At 62.1% G+C, this 17260-nt stretch carries 23 protein-coding genes; 18 read left to right on the forward strand and 5 right to left on the reverse strand.

The annotated features are described in order from the left end of the window. Positions 1-5: 5 nt before the first annotated feature. The 5 genes from rpsR to BMY36_RS04565 all read right to left on the reverse strand — a co-directional run bounded on the left by rpsR (position 6) and on the right by BMY36_RS04565 (position 4039). A complete protein-coding gene (gene rpsR, locus BMY36_RS04545) occupies positions 6-233 on the reverse strand; it encodes a 30S ribosomal protein S18 (protein WP_050518405.1) in 228 nt (75 codons plus the stop codon). Between the two features lie 27 nt (positions 234-260). Next, the gene (gene rpsF, locus BMY36_RS04550; RefSeq protein ID WP_050518404.1) at positions 261-698 is read right to left on the reverse strand and encodes a 30S ribosomal protein S6; all 438 of its coding nucleotides are present in this window, start codon (positions 696-698) and stop codon (positions 261-263) included. Positions 699-853: 155 nt separating this feature from the next. Then, a complete protein-coding gene (locus BMY36_RS04555; RefSeq protein WP_050520997.1) occupies positions 854-1858 on the reverse strand; it encodes an LLM class flavin-dependent oxidoreductase in 1005 nt (334 codons plus the stop codon). 59 nt (positions 1859-1917) lie between these two features. Beyond that, entirely contained in the window at positions 1918-2763 is an 846-nt protein-coding gene (locus tag BMY36_RS04560; RefSeq protein WP_050520998.1) for an EamA family transporter, read from the reverse strand. A gap of 148 nt (positions 2764-2911) precedes the next feature. Then, positions 2912-4039, reverse strand: coding sequence for a Hint domain-containing protein (locus BMY36_RS04565; protein ID WP_050520999.1), 1128 nt, complete (start codon positions 4037-4039; stop codon positions 2912-2914). A gap of 121 nt (positions 4040-4160) precedes the next feature. Between BMY36_RS04565 and fabD the strand changes: the two genes are divergently transcribed. From fabD to BMY36_RS04655, 18 genes are all read left to right on the forward strand, one after another. Further along, positions 4161-5093, forward strand: a complete 933-nt coding sequence (gene fabD, locus BMY36_RS04570; protein WP_050521036.1) for an ACP S-malonyltransferase — start codon at positions 4161-4163, stop codon at positions 5091-5093. Positions 5094-5200: 107 nt separating this feature from the next. Further along, complete coding sequence (gene fabG / locus BMY36_RS04575) at positions 5201-5938, forward strand: 3-oxoacyl-[acyl-carrier-protein] reductase (RefSeq protein WP_050521000.1); 738 nt, start codon at positions 5201-5203, stop codon at positions 5936-5938. A gap of 231 nt (positions 5939-6169) precedes the next feature. Next, a complete protein-coding gene (locus tag BMY36_RS04580) occupies positions 6170-6403 on the forward strand; it encodes an acyl carrier protein (protein ID WP_050521001.1) in 234 nt (77 codons plus the stop codon). 165 nt (positions 6404-6568) lie between these two features. Further along, a complete protein-coding gene (fabF, locus tag BMY36_RS04585) occupies positions 6569-7831 on the forward strand; it encodes a beta-ketoacyl-ACP synthase II (protein WP_050521037.1) in 1263 nt (420 codons plus the stop codon). Next, positions 7831-9009, forward strand: coding sequence for an endolytic transglycosylase MltG (gene mltG / locus BMY36_RS04590; RefSeq protein ID WP_050521002.1), 1179 nt, complete (start codon positions 7831-7833; stop codon positions 9007-9009). The genes fabF and mltG overlap by 1 nt, the downstream gene beginning before the upstream one ends. Positions 9010-9199: 190 nt before the next feature. After that, a complete protein-coding gene (locus BMY36_RS04595) occupies positions 9200-9523 on the forward strand; it encodes a hypothetical protein (protein ID WP_175469249.1) in 324 nt (107 codons plus the stop codon). Further along, complete coding sequence (locus BMY36_RS04600; RefSeq protein WP_050521003.1) at positions 9474-10817, forward strand: DNA-packaging protein; 1344 nt, start codon at positions 9474-9476, stop codon at positions 10815-10817. The genes BMY36_RS04595 and BMY36_RS04600 overlap by 50 nt, the downstream gene beginning before the upstream one ends. 87 nt (positions 10818-10904) lie before the next feature. Next, a complete protein-coding gene (locus tag BMY36_RS04605) occupies positions 10905-12080 on the forward strand; it encodes a phage portal protein (protein WP_050521004.1) in 1176 nt (391 codons plus the stop codon). Then, on the forward strand, positions 12077-12325 hold the full coding sequence (locus BMY36_RS04610) for a GTA head formation protein, RCAP_rcc01685 family (RefSeq protein WP_050521005.1): 249 nt from the start codon (positions 12077-12079) through the stop codon (positions 12323-12325). Before BMY36_RS04605 ends, BMY36_RS04610 begins: the two co-directional genes overlap by 4 nt. A 4-nt stretch (positions 12326-12329) precedes the next feature. Continuing rightward, positions 12330-12890: an HK97 family phage prohead protease gene (locus BMY36_RS04615; RefSeq protein ID WP_050521039.1), complete on the forward strand. Its 561-nt coding sequence runs from the start codon at positions 12330-12332 to the stop codon at positions 12888-12890. A 36-nt stretch (positions 12891-12926) separates the two neighbouring features. Further along, positions 12927-14117: a phage major capsid protein gene (locus BMY36_RS04620; RefSeq protein WP_050521006.1), complete on the forward strand. Its 1191-nt coding sequence runs from the start codon at positions 12927-12929 to the stop codon at positions 14115-14117. A 178-nt stretch (positions 14118-14295) separates the two neighbouring features. Beyond that, entirely contained in the window at positions 14296-14895 is a 600-nt protein-coding gene (locus tag BMY36_RS04625) for a head-tail connector protein (protein WP_050521007.1), read from the forward strand. Further along, a complete protein-coding gene (locus BMY36_RS04630) occupies positions 14892-15230 on the forward strand; it encodes a head-tail adaptor protein (protein ID WP_050521008.1) in 339 nt (112 codons plus the stop codon). The genes BMY36_RS04625 and BMY36_RS04630 overlap by 4 nt, the downstream gene beginning before the upstream one ends. Further along, positions 15227-15625 carry a DUF3168 domain-containing protein gene (locus BMY36_RS04635; protein WP_050521009.1) on the forward strand — a complete coding sequence of 133 codons (399 nt, stop codon included), beginning with the start codon at positions 15227-15229 and terminating at the stop codon, positions 15623-15625. The genes BMY36_RS04630 and BMY36_RS04635 overlap by 4 nt, the downstream gene beginning before the upstream one ends. Positions 15626-15673: 48 nt before the next feature. Then, a complete protein-coding gene (locus BMY36_RS04640) occupies positions 15674-16087 on the forward strand; it encodes a phage major tail protein, TP901-1 family (protein ID WP_050521010.1) in 414 nt (137 codons plus the stop codon). Further along, positions 16087-16407, forward strand: coding sequence for a gene transfer agent family protein (locus tag BMY36_RS04645; protein ID WP_050521011.1), 321 nt, complete (start codon positions 16087-16089; stop codon positions 16405-16407). The genes BMY36_RS04640 and BMY36_RS04645 overlap by 1 nt, the downstream gene beginning before the upstream one ends. A 3-nt stretch (positions 16408-16410) precedes the next feature. After that, complete coding sequence (locus tag BMY36_RS04650; protein ID WP_050521012.1) at positions 16411-16611, forward strand: rcc01693 family protein; 201 nt, start codon at positions 16411-16413, stop codon at positions 16609-16611. Beyond that, complete coding sequence (locus BMY36_RS04655) at positions 16598-17251, forward strand: RcGTA-type gene transfer agent tail tape measure protein (RefSeq protein WP_050521013.1); 654 nt, start codon at positions 16598-16600, stop codon at positions 17249-17251. The genes BMY36_RS04650 and BMY36_RS04655 overlap by 14 nt, the downstream gene beginning before the upstream one ends. Positions 17252-17260 lie beyond the last annotated feature (9 nt).

The raw sequence follows: 17260 nt of genomic DNA on the forward strand, positions 1-17260 counted from the left end.
GCTCCTTATTTCACAGCATAGGGCAGCAGGGCGAGGAAGCGGGCGCGTTTGATCGCACGGGCCAGTTCACGCTGCTTTTTCGCCGAGACGGCGGTAATGCGGGACGGCACGATTTTGCCACGCTCGGAAATATAGCGCTGCAAAAGACGTGTGTCTTTGTAGTCGATCGCCGGTGCACTGTCGCCCGAGAAGGGGCAGACCTTGCGGCGGCGGAAAAAGGGTTTGTTCGCCATTTGGATGGTCCTTTCCTATGCCTTAGATCAACGACGCGGCCGGTCGCCACGGTCACCACGGTCGGGGCGGTCGCCACGATCCGGGCGGTCGCCACGGTCTGGACGGTCACCACGATCGGGGCGGTCGCCACGTTCACGGTCGTCGCGTTTTTGCATTTGGACGGAGGGGCCTTCCTCATGCGCGTCGACCTTGATGGTCAGGATGCGCATTACGTCATCGTGCAAGCGCATTAGGCGTTCCATTTCCTGGACTGCGGGCGCGGGTGCGTCCGAGCGCAGGAAGGCGTAGTGGCCTTTGCGGTTTTTGTTGATCTTATAGGCCATCGTTTTGACGCCCCAGTACTCATGCTCCACCACTTTTCCGCCATTGTCGGCGAGAACTGTGGAGAAGTGTTCAATGAGCCCTTCGGCTTGCGTGCTGGAAAGATCCTGACGCGCGATGATGACATGCTCGTATAGCGGCATGCTGTCTCCGTTCATTTTACATGGTGCATTTCATAGGTCAGGGTCAACATCTTGCCGCGTCCCGACCACGAGAGGCTGCACCGGATCAAAGATATGATGCGGCAAGATTGGGCGCGTATAGCGGGGGGGGGGCGGTGGCGCAAGGGGGATTGGGGTTAGGCGGGGGCGTGGATCGCCAGATCTTGCAGCGCATTTGCGGTGAGGGTGAGGGAGTGCAGGCGTTTTGCGTGGTTGTGAAAGATGCTGGTCACCATCAGTTCATCCGGTTGGTAGGTGGTGAGGATGCGCGCGAGGTCGCGGTGCAGTTTGTCCGGGCCGCCGTGGGCGGAGACAGACAGCATGTGGCGGACCTGTGCGAGAACTTGGGGCGGCACATGGGCCGCGATATCGGCCACGGGGGCCGGGATTTGGCCGCGTTTGCCGGTAACGACATTGGCAAAGGATTGGAGTTGCGAGGAGCGCAGGTAATCCGCCTCATCATCGGTATCTGCCGCAATCACGGAGGCTGCGATGATGGCGTAGGGTTTTGCCAGATAGCGCGAGGGGCGAAAGGTGGTGCGGTAGGTGTGCAGTGCCTGAGCCAGCAGTTGCGGGGCGAAATGGGAGGCAAAAGCATAGGGCAGGCCCATATAGGCCGCAAACTGTGCGCCAAAAAGGCTGGAGCCGAGGATCCACACCGGCACATTGCTGCCGGCGCCCGGAAAGGCGTTGACGCCCGTGGGGGGCGGGGTGTCCCCGAGATAGCCAAGAAGTTCGGCCACATCATTGGGAAAGGTGTCGGCGCTGTCCATGTGGCGGCGCAGGGCCTGTGCTGTGTGCCCATCGGTGCCCGGCGCACGGCCAAGGCCGAGGTCGATGCGGTCGCCGTACAGGGCTTGCAGCGTGCCGAATTGTTCGGCGATCATCAAAGGGGCGTGGTTTGACAGCATGATGCCGCCCGACCCGATGCGCATGGTGGAGGTGGCACCTGCGACATGGCCGATCAGCACGGCGGTGGCGGCGCTGGCGATGCCGGGCATGTTGTGATGTTCGGCCAGCCAGTAGCGGTGAAATCCCATTTTTTCGGCGTGTTGCGCCAAGCTGCGCGCATTGGCGAGGGCTTGGGTGATGGTATCGCCTTGGGCCACGGGGGCAAGGTCGAGGAGGGAATAGTGCTGCATGTGCTGTCTCCGCTTCAACTTCCTACATAGGAAGGGCGCGGGCGGGGGGCAATGGGGTGTTATTTTGCCAAGCGCAGCAGAGCCACGCCGATGAGGGTGATGGCGGTCGATGCAATTTTGGCAGCGTCGAGTTTTTCCTTGAGGAACACCACGCCGATCAAGAGGGCAAAGATGATCGAGGTTTCGCGCAAGGCGGTGACCAGCGCGATGGGGCTTTGGGTGAAGGCCCAGATCACGAGACCGTAGGCGGCATAGCTGGCGGCACCGCCGATCAAGAACACGCGTTTGCCACGGGTGGCGAGGGCGCGGAACTGATGCGGGGCGGTGGCGGCCACGAACAAGGCCATCAGCACCGCATTGCCCATTGCAAGCCAGCCGTAAAACGCGATGGGCGAGCCTGCGATGCGCGCGCCTGTGCCATCAACCAGCGAATAGGCCGCGATAAAGCAGCCTGTGATCAGCGCCAGTTTGGCCGCCTGTGGGTTGCGCTGGCCGTTTTGTTTGCGCACCAAAGCCATGGACAAGATGCCAAGGCCGATGGTGGCCACGGCGGTGATTTCCATTGGTGCAAGGGTGACGCCCAAAAACGCCACAGACACGGCGGCGACGATCATGGGGGCGGAACCGCGCGCGAGGGGGTAAACTTGGGTCAGATCGCCCGCGTTATAAGCGCGGATCAAAAAGATTTGATAGCCGAAATGCAGCGTCATTCCGGCGGCGATATAGGGCAAGCTGGCCGGGGCGGGGGCGGGGAAAATCGAAATGGTGATCACGGCCAAGGGCACATGACCCAAGACCACCGCAATCATATTGAGTTGTTTGTCATGCGCCCCTTTGACCATCGCGTTCCAACTGGCGTGCAGCAGGGCCGCGGTGAGGACAGCGCAAAAGACCAGAAAGCTCATGTTTTGCCTTTGTGTGGGCTGCCTTTTGGGGGCTTTGGGTCGGTGCAGCATCCTTTGCGGGGGGCGCTGTTGCAAGGGGGAAAGCGTTTGGCGCGCGCGGGGCGGGAGGTGAGGTGCCGGAGAGGGCCGCACGGTGGTTGGGCGCGGGTTAGAGCGCGGCGGCGTGCTGCAATAGGGTGGTTTCGGCGCGGTTAAGGCAAAGGCGGGCGGTTTGGGCGAAATTATGCGCGGTTTTGGCGGCGAGTTCGGGGAAAAGATGCAGCACCTCGGCCCTTGCGGCGCGGTCCATCGCGGCAAGGGCGGCCGCGCCGGGAAACAAACTTTCCGATGGGGCGTTGTTGGCATAGACGACTTGGTGGCGGTCAAACAGCAAGTGAATGTAGGTGACCTGCCCGCCTAGCACGCGGCGCACGCCGTTTTGGCCAAGCAGGTGTTTGGCGGCGACAAACACCTCGGTCGTGCCGAAATAAAGGTCGTTGGAGGCGGCGGTGATCAGCATGCGGTGGTTGGGCGAGACGCGCAGGGGCGCGGTATTGTCCAAGACGCCTGCCGCGATTTCAATCGGGGCAAGGGCGTTGCGGGCCGCCACGTTGCGGGTGCCAATCCATGCCAGCGGTTGGGGGCCATTGTCGCGCGTGGTGATCAGATCACCCGGGCGCAGGGTTTGCACATCGCGGGCCCCGTGAGGGGGGGCGATTTGGGTGCCGGGGGTATAGCAGATCACCAGATTTCTATAGGTGGTTTGGCCGACGAAATTGCCCGCAGGCAAGGTGATGTTGTCGCCGATATTCACTGGGGTGGTGAAGGATGGGATGGTGAAGGATGGGATGGTGAAGGAATTGTAATATTCGCCGTTCTGGCCGCCGGGCGCAGAGGGGTTTGTGCCTGCATAGATGCGCAGCAAATAGGCGGTGCCCACCTGGCCCGTGGTGTTGTTGGTCAGGGTGTAGCGGTAGACCGATTGCGCAACCAAGCCCGCGCCGTAGATGCCATCAAATGGTTGGTCGAGGATTTGATGACTGGCGTCGACGGTTTGGCCGCTGCCCAAAGCTTCGTCATCAAAGATCGGGTCATCGTCGAGGATATTCATCACGGCGGGCGTGCCGCTGACCGTAAACGTGCTTGGCGCGATCGAAAAGGGCTGGCGGCCCAGATCGGAGTTGGAAAACGCGAGGAAGCGGTAGACGGGCGTGATGTGTGCTTTTTGGTTGTGACGGGTGGGGTGGCGCGGGATTTGAGGCAAAATTGGTTCTGTATCGACGATAATACGGGTCAAATTTACCGATTTTTTGCGGGGAATGTGGCAATGGCGGGGTGATTGTGGGGTGGGGGTGCGGGAAAAGTTTGCGGTGCCTTGGGGGCTGGGCTATGGGTTTGGCAGCAGATTTGGAGGCCATATGAGCAGAGCATTTGTATTTCCGGGGCAAGGGTCGCAGGCGATTGGCATGGGCCGCGCGTTGGCCGAAGCCTATGCGCCCGCCCGCGCGGTGTTTGAGGCGGTGGACGCGGCGCTGGGCGAGGATTTGTCGGGGTTGATCTGGGCGGGCGATATTGAGGCGCTGACGCTGACGCAAAACGCCCAGCCCGCGATTATGGCGACATCTATGGCGGCGCTGGCAGCACTGGAGGCCGAGGGCTTGGGGTTGGAGCATGTGGCCTTTGTGGCGGGGCACAGTTTGGGCGAATATTCGGCGCTGTGTGCGGTGGGGGCGATTGATTTGGCCGACACGGCGCGGTTGCTGCGGGTGCGGGGCCAAGCGATGCAGGCGGCGGTGCCGGTGGGTGTGGGGGCCATGGCTGCCGTGTTGGGGTTGGAGTATGATGCTGTGGTCGCGCTGGCGGCGGAGGCGGCAGGCAGCGAGGTGTGTCAGGTGGCCAATGACAATGACCCGGCCCAAGTGGTGATTTCGGGGCATTTGGCAGCGGTGGAGCGGGCCTGTGTTTTGGCCAAAGAGCGCGGGGCCAAGCGGGCGTTGATGTTGCCAGTGTCTGCACCGTTTCATTGTGCGTTGATGGGGCCTGCAGGGCAGGTGATGGCTGCGGCGTTGGAGGGTGTGGAGGTACGCGCGCCGCGGGTGCCTGTGGTGAGCAATGTGCGGGCGCAGGCGGTGGTGGATGCCGCGGACATTCGCGGGTTGTTGGTGGCGCAGGTGACGGGTGAAGTGCGCTGGCGCGCATCGGTGCAATGGATGGCGCAGGCCGGGGTTGATGAGTTCTGGGAAATTGGCGCGGGCAAAGCCTTGTCCGGGATGATTAAGCGGATTGAGAAAGAGACGGTGCAACGCAATGTGGGTGTGCCGGATGATATTTTGGGGTTGAAGCTGGTTTGAATTGCAAGCGCCGGGGGGCTTCGCCGCCCCCCGGACCCCCCGCAGGTATTTTTACCAATGCGAATGGGGGGAGGGGCTGTTGGGGCGGTATAGGTTATGGAGTTGTTATGTTTGATATGACGGGGCGGAATGTGTTGGTTACGGGTGCGTCTGGTGGCATTGGCGGCGAGATTGCGCGGGTGTTGCATGGGGCGGGGGCTGTGGTGGCGCTGTCTGGGACGCGGGAGGGGCCGCTGGTTGCGCTGGCGGCGGAATTGGGGGAGCGCGCGCATGTGTTGACTTGCGATTTGTCGGACGCGGCATCGGTGGAGGCGTTGCCGAAGGCCGCGATTGCCGCGATGGGGTCGGTGGATGTGTTGGTGAACAACGCAGGCATTACGCGGGACAATTTGTTCATGCGCATGTCGGATGAGGAATGGGCGTCTGTTTTGGATGTGAACTTGACTTCGACTTTTCGGTTGTGCCGGGGGGTTTTGCGCGGGATGATGAAAGCGCGCTGGGGGCGGATTGTGAATATTTCGTCTATTGTTGGCGCGACGGGCAATCCGGGGCAAGCGAACTATGCGGCGAGTAAGGCGGGGATGGTGGGGATGTCGAAATCCCTTGCCTATGAGGTGGCGAGCCGGGGGATTACGGTGAATTGCGTGGCACCGGGGTTTATTGCCACTGCGATGACCGAGAAGTTGACCGACGACCAGAAGGGCAAGATTTTGACGCAGATCCCGGCGGCGCGGATGGGCGAGCCGCGTGATATTGCGGCGGCTTGTTTGTATTTGGCCAGTGCCGAGGGTGGATATGTGACCGGGGCCACGCTGCATGTGAATGGCGGTATGGCGATGCTGTGACGCGTTGGGTGCGGGTTTTGGGCTGCCGCCTTTGCGGGGTGCCGGTGTTGGCCCTGTCCCTTGCGCCATGAATAGCGTTTGCCAATGGCACGGACTGTGTTATAGGCGGCGCTGACACGGCCGGAGGGTTTTGCGACGCTTCGGTTTCCCGGTGTTTTCGGGGTGAGCCGCTCAACAGAGCAAGAGACAAAAGATCGGGATTTTAGGCCCGCCACTGCATGAGGAATTACCATGAGCGACATCGCTGACCGCGTGAAGAAGATCGTCGTCGAGCATCTGGGCGTTGAAGAGAACAAGGTTGTTGAAAACGCCTCGTTCATCGACGATCTGGGGGCGGACAGCCTTGATACCGTTGAGTTGGTCATGGCGTTTGAAGAAGAGTTTGGGATTGAGATTCCGGATGACGCTGCAGAAACCATCCAGACCTTTGGCGATGCGGTGAAGTTTATTACCTCCGCTGCTTGAACGGGTCACCGTTTGACATTTGAAAGGGCGTCCCGGTTGGGGCGCCTTTTTGCTGTTTAGTGCATTGGTGCGGGGCGATTGTTGCGCCGGGCCGCGCTGGCGTGTATCACGATTTCAAATGGGAGCCTGTGGGCGGATGCGCCGGGCAGCGAGAAGGATTTTGCGATGCGTCGAGTGGTTGTGACGGGCTTGGGGATGGTGACACCGCTGGCCTGCGGGGTTGAGGAAACTTGGGCGCGGCTGATTGCGGGGCAATCGGGGGCGGGGCCGATCACGCGGTTTGATGCCAGCGGTGTGGTGACGCAATATGCTTGTGAAATCCCTTTGGGCGATGGTTCTGACGGCACGTTTAACCCTGATGATTGGATGGAGCCGAAGGACCGCCGCAAGGTGGATGACTTTATCCTGTATGGCATGGCGGCGGCGGTGCAGGCGGTGCGCGATTCGGGGTGGGTGGCTGTTTCGGATGAGGACAAGCACCGCACGGGCGTGATGATTGGGTCCGGCATTGGCGGATTGTCGTCGATCGCGGAAACGGCTGTGTTGATCAAGGAGCGTGGGGCCAAGCGGGTGTCGCCGTTTTTCATTCCCAGCGCGTTGATCAATTTGGTGTCAGGGCAAGTGTCGATCCGGTTTGGGTTCAAGGGGCCGAACCATGCGGTGGTCACGGCCTGTTCGACGGGCGCGCATGCGATTGGCGATGCCGCGCGGATGATTGCGTTTGATGATGCCGATGTGATGATTGCGGGCGGGGCGGAAAGCCCAATTTCCGAGATTGGGATTGCGGGGTTTAATGCCTGTAAGGCGCTATCCACAAAGCGGGCGGATGACCCGACCAAGGCCAGCCGCCCCTATGATGCGGACCGGGACGGGTTTGTGATGGGCGAAGGTGCCGGCGTTGTGGTGCTGGAAGAATATGAGCATGCGCGCGCCCGTGGGGCCAAGATTTATGCTGAGGTGTTGGGGTATGGCATGTCGGGCGATGCGTATCACATCACCGCGCCAGCCGAGGATGGTGATGGTGGGTATCGCAGCATGGCGATGGCGTTGAAACGCGCTGGGCTGGTGCCTGCCGATGTGGATTACATCAACGCGCATGGCACCAGTACGATGGCCGATACCATTGAATTGGGCGCGGTGGAGCGCCTTATGGGTGATGCGGCGGCGGGGGTGACGATGAGTTCGACCAAATCCGCGATTGGGCATTTGCTGGGGGCGGCGGGCGCTGTGGAGGCGATTTTCTGTGTTTTGGCGCTGCGCGACCAGATTGCGCCGCCGACGATCAATTTGGACAATTTGGCGGTGGTGCCGAAGCTGGATTTGGCACCGAATGTGGCGCGCAAGCGCAAGATTGATGTGGCGCTGTCGAATTCCTTTGGGTTTGGTGGCACCAATGCGAGCCTTGTTATTGGCAAGGTGCGGCACTGATGTGGCGGGCGATTGCATCCAACGCGCTGACGTTTTTCATCGTCGTGCTGGTCGTGATTTCGGGGCTGCTGGCCTGGGGGCGGGCGGAATATTCCGGGCCGGGGCCGTTGGTGGATGCGGCCTGTGTGAAGGTGGACCGGGGCGCGTCGCTGTCATCGGTGAGCCGGGTGTTGGAGACGAGTGGCGTGATTTCGGACGCGCGGGTGTTTCGCATTGGTGCGGATTATTCGGGCGCGGGCGCGGGCCTGAAATTTGGCAGCTATTTGGTGCCAGCGGGCGCGTCGATGGTGGATGTGCTGGGAATTATCACGGAAGGCGGGCAATCGACCTGCGGGCGTGAGGTGAATTTTCGGATTGGCGTGAATTCGGCAGATGTGATTTTGCGCGAATTGGATGCAGCGACGGGGCGGTATTTGGAGGTGGTCAAGTTTGACCCCGCCGTTGACGTGGCCCCGCAAACTTATCTGGATGCGGTGGCGGATGCGGATTTACGCTACCGCGTGACGTTGGCCGAAGGGGTGACATCGTGGCAGGTGGTAGACGTGCTGCGCCGCGCGGACTTTATGGACGGCGAGATTGCGGCGGTGCCTGCCGAGGGCAGCCTTGCGCCCGACAGTTATGAGGTGACACGCGGGGGCGACCGGGCGGCGTTGATTGGCGCGATGGAAGAGCGGCAAGTGCGGGTGTTGGCGGAAGAATGGGCCGAGCGTGCGCCCGATTTGCCTTATGCCAGCCCCGAGGAGGCGCTGATTATGGCGTCGATCGTGGAGAAGGAAACCGGTATCGCCGAGGAGCGGCGGCAGGTGGCGAGCGTGTTTGTGAACCGTTTGCGCAAGGGGATGCGGTTGCAGACCGACCCCACGGTGATTTACGGCGTGACGAACGGCGAGGGCGTGTTGGGGCGGGGGTTGCGGCAATCGGAGCTGCGGCGCGAAACGCCGTATAACACCTATGTCATTCCGGCGCTGCCGCCCACGCCGATTGCCAATCCGGGGCGGTTGAGCATTGAGGCCGCGTTGAACCCGGATGACACGCCATTCATTTTCTTTGTGGCGGATGGCACGGGGGGCCATGCCTTTGCGGTGACGTTGGAGGACCATAACGCTAATGTGGTTAAGTGGCGCGCGATTGAAGCGCAGCAGGGGCAAAATGCGGTGACAGGGGTGCAAGGGAACTGAACCTGTTAAGGTTCGGTTAACGCAGCGCGCGGCTAAGCCGTTGGTTTTGTTTGGTTTTATCTTGACTTAGCGCGCGGTCGCGGGTATTGCTTTTGACATGCTAGAAGACGTGGGCAAGCGGCACGGGGGTGACCCCGGGGCCGCTTTTTCACATCTCTCGTGCGGGCAGCATGAGGCGGGCGCAGCACAAATGACGATGAATATCCAAATAGGGGACGCGCCGCTGGCAGAGTTGCTGGCGGCGGTGGACGAAATGTACCGCGATGCCGGGTTGGAACTGGCGCGCGCTGTGAAGGCCGCGAAAACCGGCACGCCCCAAGACGCGAAAGCGGCCTTGCAGGCGGTGCGCGATTTGAAGGCCGCGTTTCAATTGGCAATGGATGAAAGGACAAAACTTGACAAAATCCGCACAGATACAGCCGGGATCATTGGGGAAAGCATCCTTGACCTTGAGGCCGCGCGCGATGAAATCGGGGGCAGGTTGGCTCGCCTCCGCGACGCCGGAGGGGGTTGAGGCGTTTTTGGGGGGATTGAGCGACAATGCGTTGCTGGCCCTGCCGTGGATGTTTGAGTTTTGGGCGTTGCCGCATCAGTTGGCACCTGAAGGCGCGTGGAAAAGCTGGGTGATTATGGGGGGGCGCGGGGCGGGGAAGACCCGCGCCGGGGCGGAATGGGTGCGGGGGCAGGTTGAAGGGGCGCTGCCGCTGGATGCGGGCCGCGCGCGGCGGGTGGCGTTGGTGGGCGAAAGTGTGGACCAAGTGCGCGATGTGATGGTGTTTGGTGATAGTGGGATTTTGGCCTGTTCGCCCCCCGACCGCCGCCCGAAATGGGAGGCGGGTGCGGCGCGGTTGGTCTGGGCGAATGGGGCCACGGCAACCGCGTATAGCGCGCATAACCCCGAGAAGTTGCGCGGGCCGCAGTTTGATGCGGCCTGGGTGGATGAGTTGGCGAAATGGCCCAATGCGCAGCACACTTGGGACATGCTGCAATTTGCGCTGCGGTTGGGGGCGCATCCGCAGCAGGTGGTGACGACCACGCCCAAGAATGTGGAGGTGTTGAAAGCGGTGTTGCGCAACCCATCCACTGTGGCGACCCATGCGCCGACGCAAGCGAACCGGGCGAATTTGGCGGCGTCATTTCTGGAGGAGGTGGATCGGCGTTACGCGGGCACGGCGCAGGGGCGGCAGGAGTTGGAGGGGCTGTTGGTGGAGGAGGCGGCGGGCGCGATGTGGTCGCTGGCGCGGATTGAGGCGGCCCGGGTGGAACGTGCGCCGGGGCTGTCGCGCATTGTGGTGGCGGTGGACCCGCCGGTGACGGGGCATGCGGGGTCGGATGCCTGCGGGATTATGGTGGTGGGGGCGGTGACGGACGGGCCGCCGCAAACCTGGCGGGCGTTTGTGTTGGAGGATGCCACGGTGCAGGCGGCGTCACCCGATGCGTGGGCGCGCGCCGTGATCGCCGCCAAAGAGCGTTGGGGCGCTGACCGCGTGGTGGCGGAGGTGAACCAAGGTGGGGATTTGGTGGAAAGCGTTTTGCGCCAGATCGACCCGTTGGTGTCGTACCGCGCCGTTAGGGCCACGCGGGGCAAGGTGGTGCGCGCCGAGCCTGTGGCGGCGCTTTATGAGCAGGGGCGGGTCTGCCATTTGCCCAATCTTGGGGCGCTGGAGGCGCAGATGTGCCTGATGACCAGCACCGGGTTTCAGGCCAAGGGCAGCCCGGACCGCGTGGATGCGCTGGTGTGGGCGCTGACCGATCTGATGGTGGACGCGGCCACGCATTACCAACGACCCACCGTGCGCACGCTTTAACACATTTTAATAAAATTGGATCAGATTTGGGCTCAAGCCGAGGGGGCAACGCGCCGCCCCCCAGACACGACAAAGGAGCTGACCGAGATGGTGTTCGATTTTCTGAAACGCGGTGCGGCCCCGGTGCCGGAGCAAAAAGCATCAGCGGCGGGGCCGGTGATTAACTATGGCAGTTCGGGGCGGGTGGCGTGGAGCCCGCGCGATGCGGTGAGCCTGACCAAGACGGGGTTCCTTGGCAACCCAATCGGGTTTCGGGCGGTCAAGATGATTGCGGAAACCGCGGCGGCGATGCCGTTGGTTTTGCAAGATACTTTGCGCCGCTATGAGGTGCATCCGCTGATGTCGCTGGTCAAGCGCCCGAACCAAATGCAGGGCCGCGCGGAGTTGTTGGAGGCGCTTTATGGGCAACTTTTGCTGTCGGGCAATGCCTATATTGAGGCGGTCCAGGGGCCAGCGGTGTTGCCTGCGGAATTGCATGTGCTGCGGTCGGACCGGATGCATTTGGTGCCGGGGGCGGATGGTTGGCCTGTGGCCTATGACTATACCGTGGGGAACCGGAAGCATCGGTTTGACATGACGGGGGAGTTGAAACCGATTTGCCATATTCGCAATTTCCACCCGCAAGATGACCATTACGGCTTTTCACCAATGCAAGCGGCGGCGGTTGCGCTGGATGTGCATGTGGCGGCGTCGCATTGGTCCAAAGCGCTGCTGGACAATGCCGCACGGCCCAGCGGTGCGATTGTTTACAAGGGGTTGGATGGCCAATCGCAACTGACCAGTGACCAGTATGATCGTTTGCTGAATGAGATGGCATCGCATCATCAAGGCGCGCGCAATGCGGGCAGGCCGATGTTGCTGGAAGGCGGCCTTGATTGGAAACCGATGGGGTTTAGCCCGTCTGACATGGAATTTCAGAAAACCAAAGAGGCGGCGGCGCGCGATATTGCCATCGCCTTTGGGGTGCCGCCGATGCTGTTGGGGATACCCGGCGATGCGACCTATGCCAATTATCAAGAAGCGAACCGCGCGTTTTTCCGGCTGACGGTGTTGCCGTTGGTGTCGAAAGTCACCGCCGCGCTATCGTTTTGGCTGTCGGCGTTTTCGGGTGAGGAGGTCGAGTTTAAGGCCGATCTGGACCAAGTGGCGGCGCTGGCCGGCGAGCGCGACCAGCAATGGGCGCGGATTGGTGGTGCGGATTTCCTGACGCCAGCGGAAAAGCGTGGGCTGTTGGGCCTGCCAGCGCTGGCTGAGGATGAATGAGCCTGCGCGGCAAGGATGCGGGCGGGTCGCGGTATCTGTACGACAGTTTTGATGCGGCAGCGGCGCGAATAGAGGCAAATGAGCGCGTGGCGGAGGAACGCTGGACGGGGCTGGAATACCGGCTGGGCCAGATTGAGGGCAGTCTGGAGCGGCTGGAAAAGCGCATTTGGCTGGGGGTTTACGGGGTCGTGGCCTTTCTGCTGGCGCAGGGGGCCGAGGCGGTGCTGTCGGCGGCAATGAGGTGAAATGATGGGATATTTTGAAGGATTTGGCGCGTTGGAACGCAAGTTTCATGTGCCGGAAGCGGGGCTGATTGTGACGGATGGCAGGGTGATTGAAGGCTATGCCAGCTTGTTTGGCAAGCGCGATCAGGGCGGCGATGTGGTGCAAAAAGGCGCCTATGCGGCCAGTCTGAAGGCGCTGGCGGGGGCGGGGCGGCGGGTGAAAATGCTGTGGCAGCATGACCCGGCGCAGCCCATTGGCGTGTGGGACGAGGTACGCGAGGACGGCGTGGGCCTGTATGTGAAGGGCCGGATTTTGGCGGATGTCGAAAAGGGGCGCGAGGCGGTGGCGCTGCTGGCGGCGGGCGCGATTGACGGGCTTTCCATCGGTTATCGCACGTTGCGAGTCGAAAAAGATGGCAAGGGCCAACGGCTTTTGTCGGAGCTGGAGCTGTGGGAGGTGTCGCTGGTGACGTTTCCCATGCTGCCAGAAGCGCGGGTGGCGGCAAAGGGCGATGCCTTGGGCAACACCTGGGCGAGTGTGGCGCAGATCCTTGAGGATGCGCGCCGGGAGTTGGCGGCCCGCTGAGGCGGGCGCTGGGTGAACCCTTGAAAGGACATGAGGATGACCGATGCAAAGGCACGGGCCGGGGAAGGTTTGCCCCACGGCGCGGCGGTGGATGTGAAATCTGCCATGATGGGTTTTTTGAACGAATTCAGCGGCTTTCGGGCCGAAGTGAAGACTGCATTGCAACAACAGGAAGAGCGTATGACCATGCTTGATCATAAAACGATGACTTACGGGCGGCCCGCCTTATCGGCGACTGCCGAGGCCGATGTGCCGCATACCAAAGCGTTTGACGCCTATTTGCGGTCTGGCGATGATGACGGGCTGCGCGGTTTGGTGCTGGAAGGCAAAGCGCTGAACACCGCCGTGAATGGCGATGGTGGGTTTTTGGTGGACCCGCAGACGGCGGACAGCATTAAGTCGATGTTGGTGTCGACCAGTTCGATCCGAGCGATTGCGAATGTGGTGAATGTTGAGGCATCAAGCTTTGACGTTTTGATTGACCGGTCCGAAGTGGGCAGCGGTTGGGCCACGGAAATTGGCGCGCAGGCGGAAACGGTGACCCCGATTGTTGAGCGGATTTCGATCCGTTTGCACGAACTGTCGGCGATGCCGAAGGCCAGCCAGCGGTTGCTGGACGACAGCGCGTTTGATGTTGAAGGGTGGCTGGCGGGCAAGATTGCCACGCGGTTTATCCGGGCGGAATCGGCGGCGTTTGTGTCGGGTGATGGCATTGACAAGCCCAAAGGGTTTTTGCTGCCTGCCAAGGTGGCCAATGCGAGCTGGGCGTGGGGCAGCCTTGGCTATGTCGCGACGGGGGCTGCGGGTGATTTTGCAGCGACCAATGCGGCGGATGCGATTATCAATTTGGTGTATTCGCTGTCGGCCACCTACCGTGCGAATGGCACGTTTGTGATGAATTCCAAAACCGCCGGGGCCGTGCGCAAGATGAAGGATGCCGATGGGCGTTTCCTTTGGTCGGACGGGTTGTCGGCGGGCGAGCCTGCGCGCTTGATGGGGTACGGCGTCCTGATTTGTGAGGATATGCCGGATATTGCAGCCAATGCCTATGCGATTGCGTTTGGTGATTTTGCCAGCGGTTACACGATTGCCGAGCGCCCCGATTTGCGCGTGATGCGCGATCCCTTTAGCGCGAAACCGCATGTTTTGTTCTATGCGACCAAGCGGGTTGGCGGCGATGTGTCCGACTTTGCGGCGATTAAGCTGCTGAAATTCGCAGTCTCCTAAGGGGGTGCGAGTGACCTGGCCCTTGGGTTTGGGCTGGGTCCTTTGGGTGCGCGCGGGGGGGTGGGGTTTTGAGGCTGCCCCCCGCCCGGGTCGTCTAGCTGCTCCCACCCGTTCGAGCGATGCGGGGTGCGTGCCCAGAATTACACAGGTTTGGCAGCGAAATTAGTGGAGAATTTGGATGTATTTGATCGAGCAAACAACGGTTCCCACGGCGGCGCTGCCGGTGCAGGCGCTGAAAAACCATTTGCGGCTGGGCACCGGTTTTGCCGATGACGGGCTGCAAGATGGATTGGTGGAAAGCTATTTGCGGGCGGCGATGGCGGCGATTGAAGGGCGGATTGGCAAGGTGCTGATTGCGCGCAGTTTCACATGGAGTTTGGACGATTGGCGGCGCGGGGGGGAGCAAGCGTTGCCTGTGGCCCCGGTGTCGGTAGTCAGCCAGATTGCGCTGTTGGACCGGGCGGGTGTGGCGGAGGTGGTGCCAGCGAGCGCTTACCGTTTGGTGCAAGATATGCACCGCCCGCGGGTGCAGGCGGCTGGGTTTATGCTGCCGCAAGTGCCGATGGATGGCGGGATTGAGATTACTTTTGTCGCAGGATTTGGCCCGGCCTGGGGCGATGTGCCTGCCGATTTGGCGCAAGCGGTGTTGATGCTGGCGGCGGAATATTACGAGGGCCGCCATGACGGGGGCCAAGGTGCGGGCGGTTTGCCGTTGGCCGTGGTCACGTTGATCGAACGCTGGCGCACGGTGCGGGTGCTGGGGGGGGCGGGGGCATGAAGGTGGTGCATCTGTCGCGGCCTTTGGTGCTGGAGGGCGCGGTTGAACTGGCCGATGGCATGGGCGGGTTGACGCGGAGTTGGGGTGCGTTGGGCACGCTGTGGGCCGAGGTTTTGCCGGGCACCGGGCGCGATGTGGCGGGCGAGGAGGTGGTGGTGTCCACCGTGCCGTATCGAATCACGGTGCGCGGTGCGCCGCAGGGGGCGGCATCGCGGCCCCAAGTGGGCCAGCGGTTTCGCGACGGCGCCCGCGTGTTTGCGATTTTGGCGGTGACGGAGCGCGACGAGGACGGGCGGTATTTGGTGTGCTTTGTGCGCGAGGAGGTTTTGCCATGAGCTATGGTTCGGCGGCGGCGTTGCAGGCGGCGGTTTATGCGCAATTGACCAGTGCGGCGGCCCTTGCGGGGGTGTTGGTGGTGGATGCGGTGCCAACGGGCAGCGGTGCGGGGACGTTTGTGTTGATTGGCCCGGAGGAGGTGATTGACCAAGCCGATAAAACCGGCGGCGGGGCGGAGCATCGTTTGGTGGTTTCGGTGATTTCGGACGCGACTGGGTTTGCGGCGGCCAAGGCGGTTGCGGTGGCGGTGTCGGACGCGCTGGACGATGCGTCGTTGGTTTTGACGCGGGGGCGGTTGGTCAGTTTGCGATTTTTGCGAGCGCGGGCGCAGCGGTTGGATGCGGGCGGCGCGCGGCGCATTGACCTGAGTTTTCGGGCGCGGCTTGAGGATTAAGGTTTGACCCTAGGGGTCTGTTTTTGATGCAATAAATGGAGATAAGCAATGGCTGTGCAAAGCGGAAAAGATCTGCTGATCAAGCTAGATATGGTTGGCGATGGCAGCTTTGAGACGATTGCGGGGCTGCGCGCGTCGCGGATCAGTTTCAACGCGGAGACGGTGGATGTGACCAGTTTGGAAAGCACCGGCGGCTGGCGCGAGTTGCTGGCGGGGGCGGGTGTGAAAACAGCGTCCATTTCCGGGTCGGGGGTGTTTCGTGATGCGGGCACGGATGAACGCGCGCGCCAGATTTTCTTTGATGGAGAAATCCCGCTATTTCAGGTGATTATCCCTGATTTTGGTGTGGTGGAGGGGGCGTTTCAACTGTCGTCGATCGAATATGCGGGCAGCCATAACGGCGAGGCGACGTATGAGATGACGATGGTTTCGGCCGGCGCGCTGACCTTTACGGCGCTGTAATGGCGAACCCTTGGACGGGTGAGGTGGCCGTGGTGCTTGATGGCCAGCGCCATGTGGCCAAGCTGACGCTGGGGGCGCTGGCGGAGTTGGAGGCCGTGCTGGAAACCGGGACGCTGATTGAATTGGTGGAACGGTTTGAGGCGGGGCGGTTTTCAACGCGCGACGTGTTGGCGCTGCTGGTGGCGGGGCTGCGGGGCGGTGGTTGGCAAGGGTCGGCTGCGGATTTGCGCTGTGTCGAGATTGGCGGCGGCCCGGTGGAGGCGGCGCGGGTGGCGGCGGAATTGCTGGCGCGGGCGTTTTCTGTGCCGGGGGAGGCCTGAGCGATGGATTGGGCGGGGCTGATGCAGGTGGGCCTGCATGTTTTGGGGCTGGCGCCCGCCGATTTCTGGCGGCTGACCCCGGTGGAATTGCGCATCAAACTGGGGGCGGCGGCGGTCGCTGCCCCTTTGAGCCGCGCGCGCTTGGAAGATTTGGCGCGCGCCTTTCCGGATGTAAAAAGGGAGCCTGAGCATGGCGGATATTGAGCGGTTGGAGGACCAGATCGCGGCGCTGGAGGTGTCGCTGGAGGGGACGGGCGGCATGGTGGCGGCGTTTGACGGCGAGTTGGGGCGGATGCGCGAGAGTTTGGTGTTTACCGGGCGCGAGGTCACCACGCTGTCCAACAGCATGGGCGGCGGTTTGCGGCGTGCGTTTGATGGCGTGGTGTTTGACGGGATGAAGCTGTCGGACGCGCTGAAGGGTGTGGCGAAAACCATGAGCGACAGTGTGTATTCTGTTGCGATGAAACCTGTGCAAAACGCGCTGGGGGGATTGGTGGCGAATGGGCTGGGGTCAGTTTTGGGCGGGGTAATGCCCTTTGCCAATGGCGGTGCGTTTTCGCAAGGCCGGGTGATGCCGTTTGCCAAGGGGGGCGTTGTATCGCAGCCCACGAACTTTCCGATGCGTGGCGGGATGGGGTTGATGGGCGAGGCGGGACCGGAGGCGATTATGCCGCTGGCGCGCGGGGCCGATGGGCGGCTGGGCGTGCAGGCGGGGGGCGGCGGGCGGCCCGTGACGGTGGTGATGAACATCTCCACCCCCGATGTGGCCGGGTTTCAGCGCAGCCAAAGCCAGATTGCGGCGCTGGCCTCGCGGGCGTTGTCGCGCGGCCAGCGCAATAAGTAAGGAGATATG

This window comes from Pseudorhodobacter antarcticus, assembly GCF_900110135.1.
GTDB lineage: Bacteria > Pseudomonadota > Alphaproteobacteria > Rhodobacterales > Rhodobacteraceae > Pseudorhodobacter > Pseudorhodobacter antarcticus.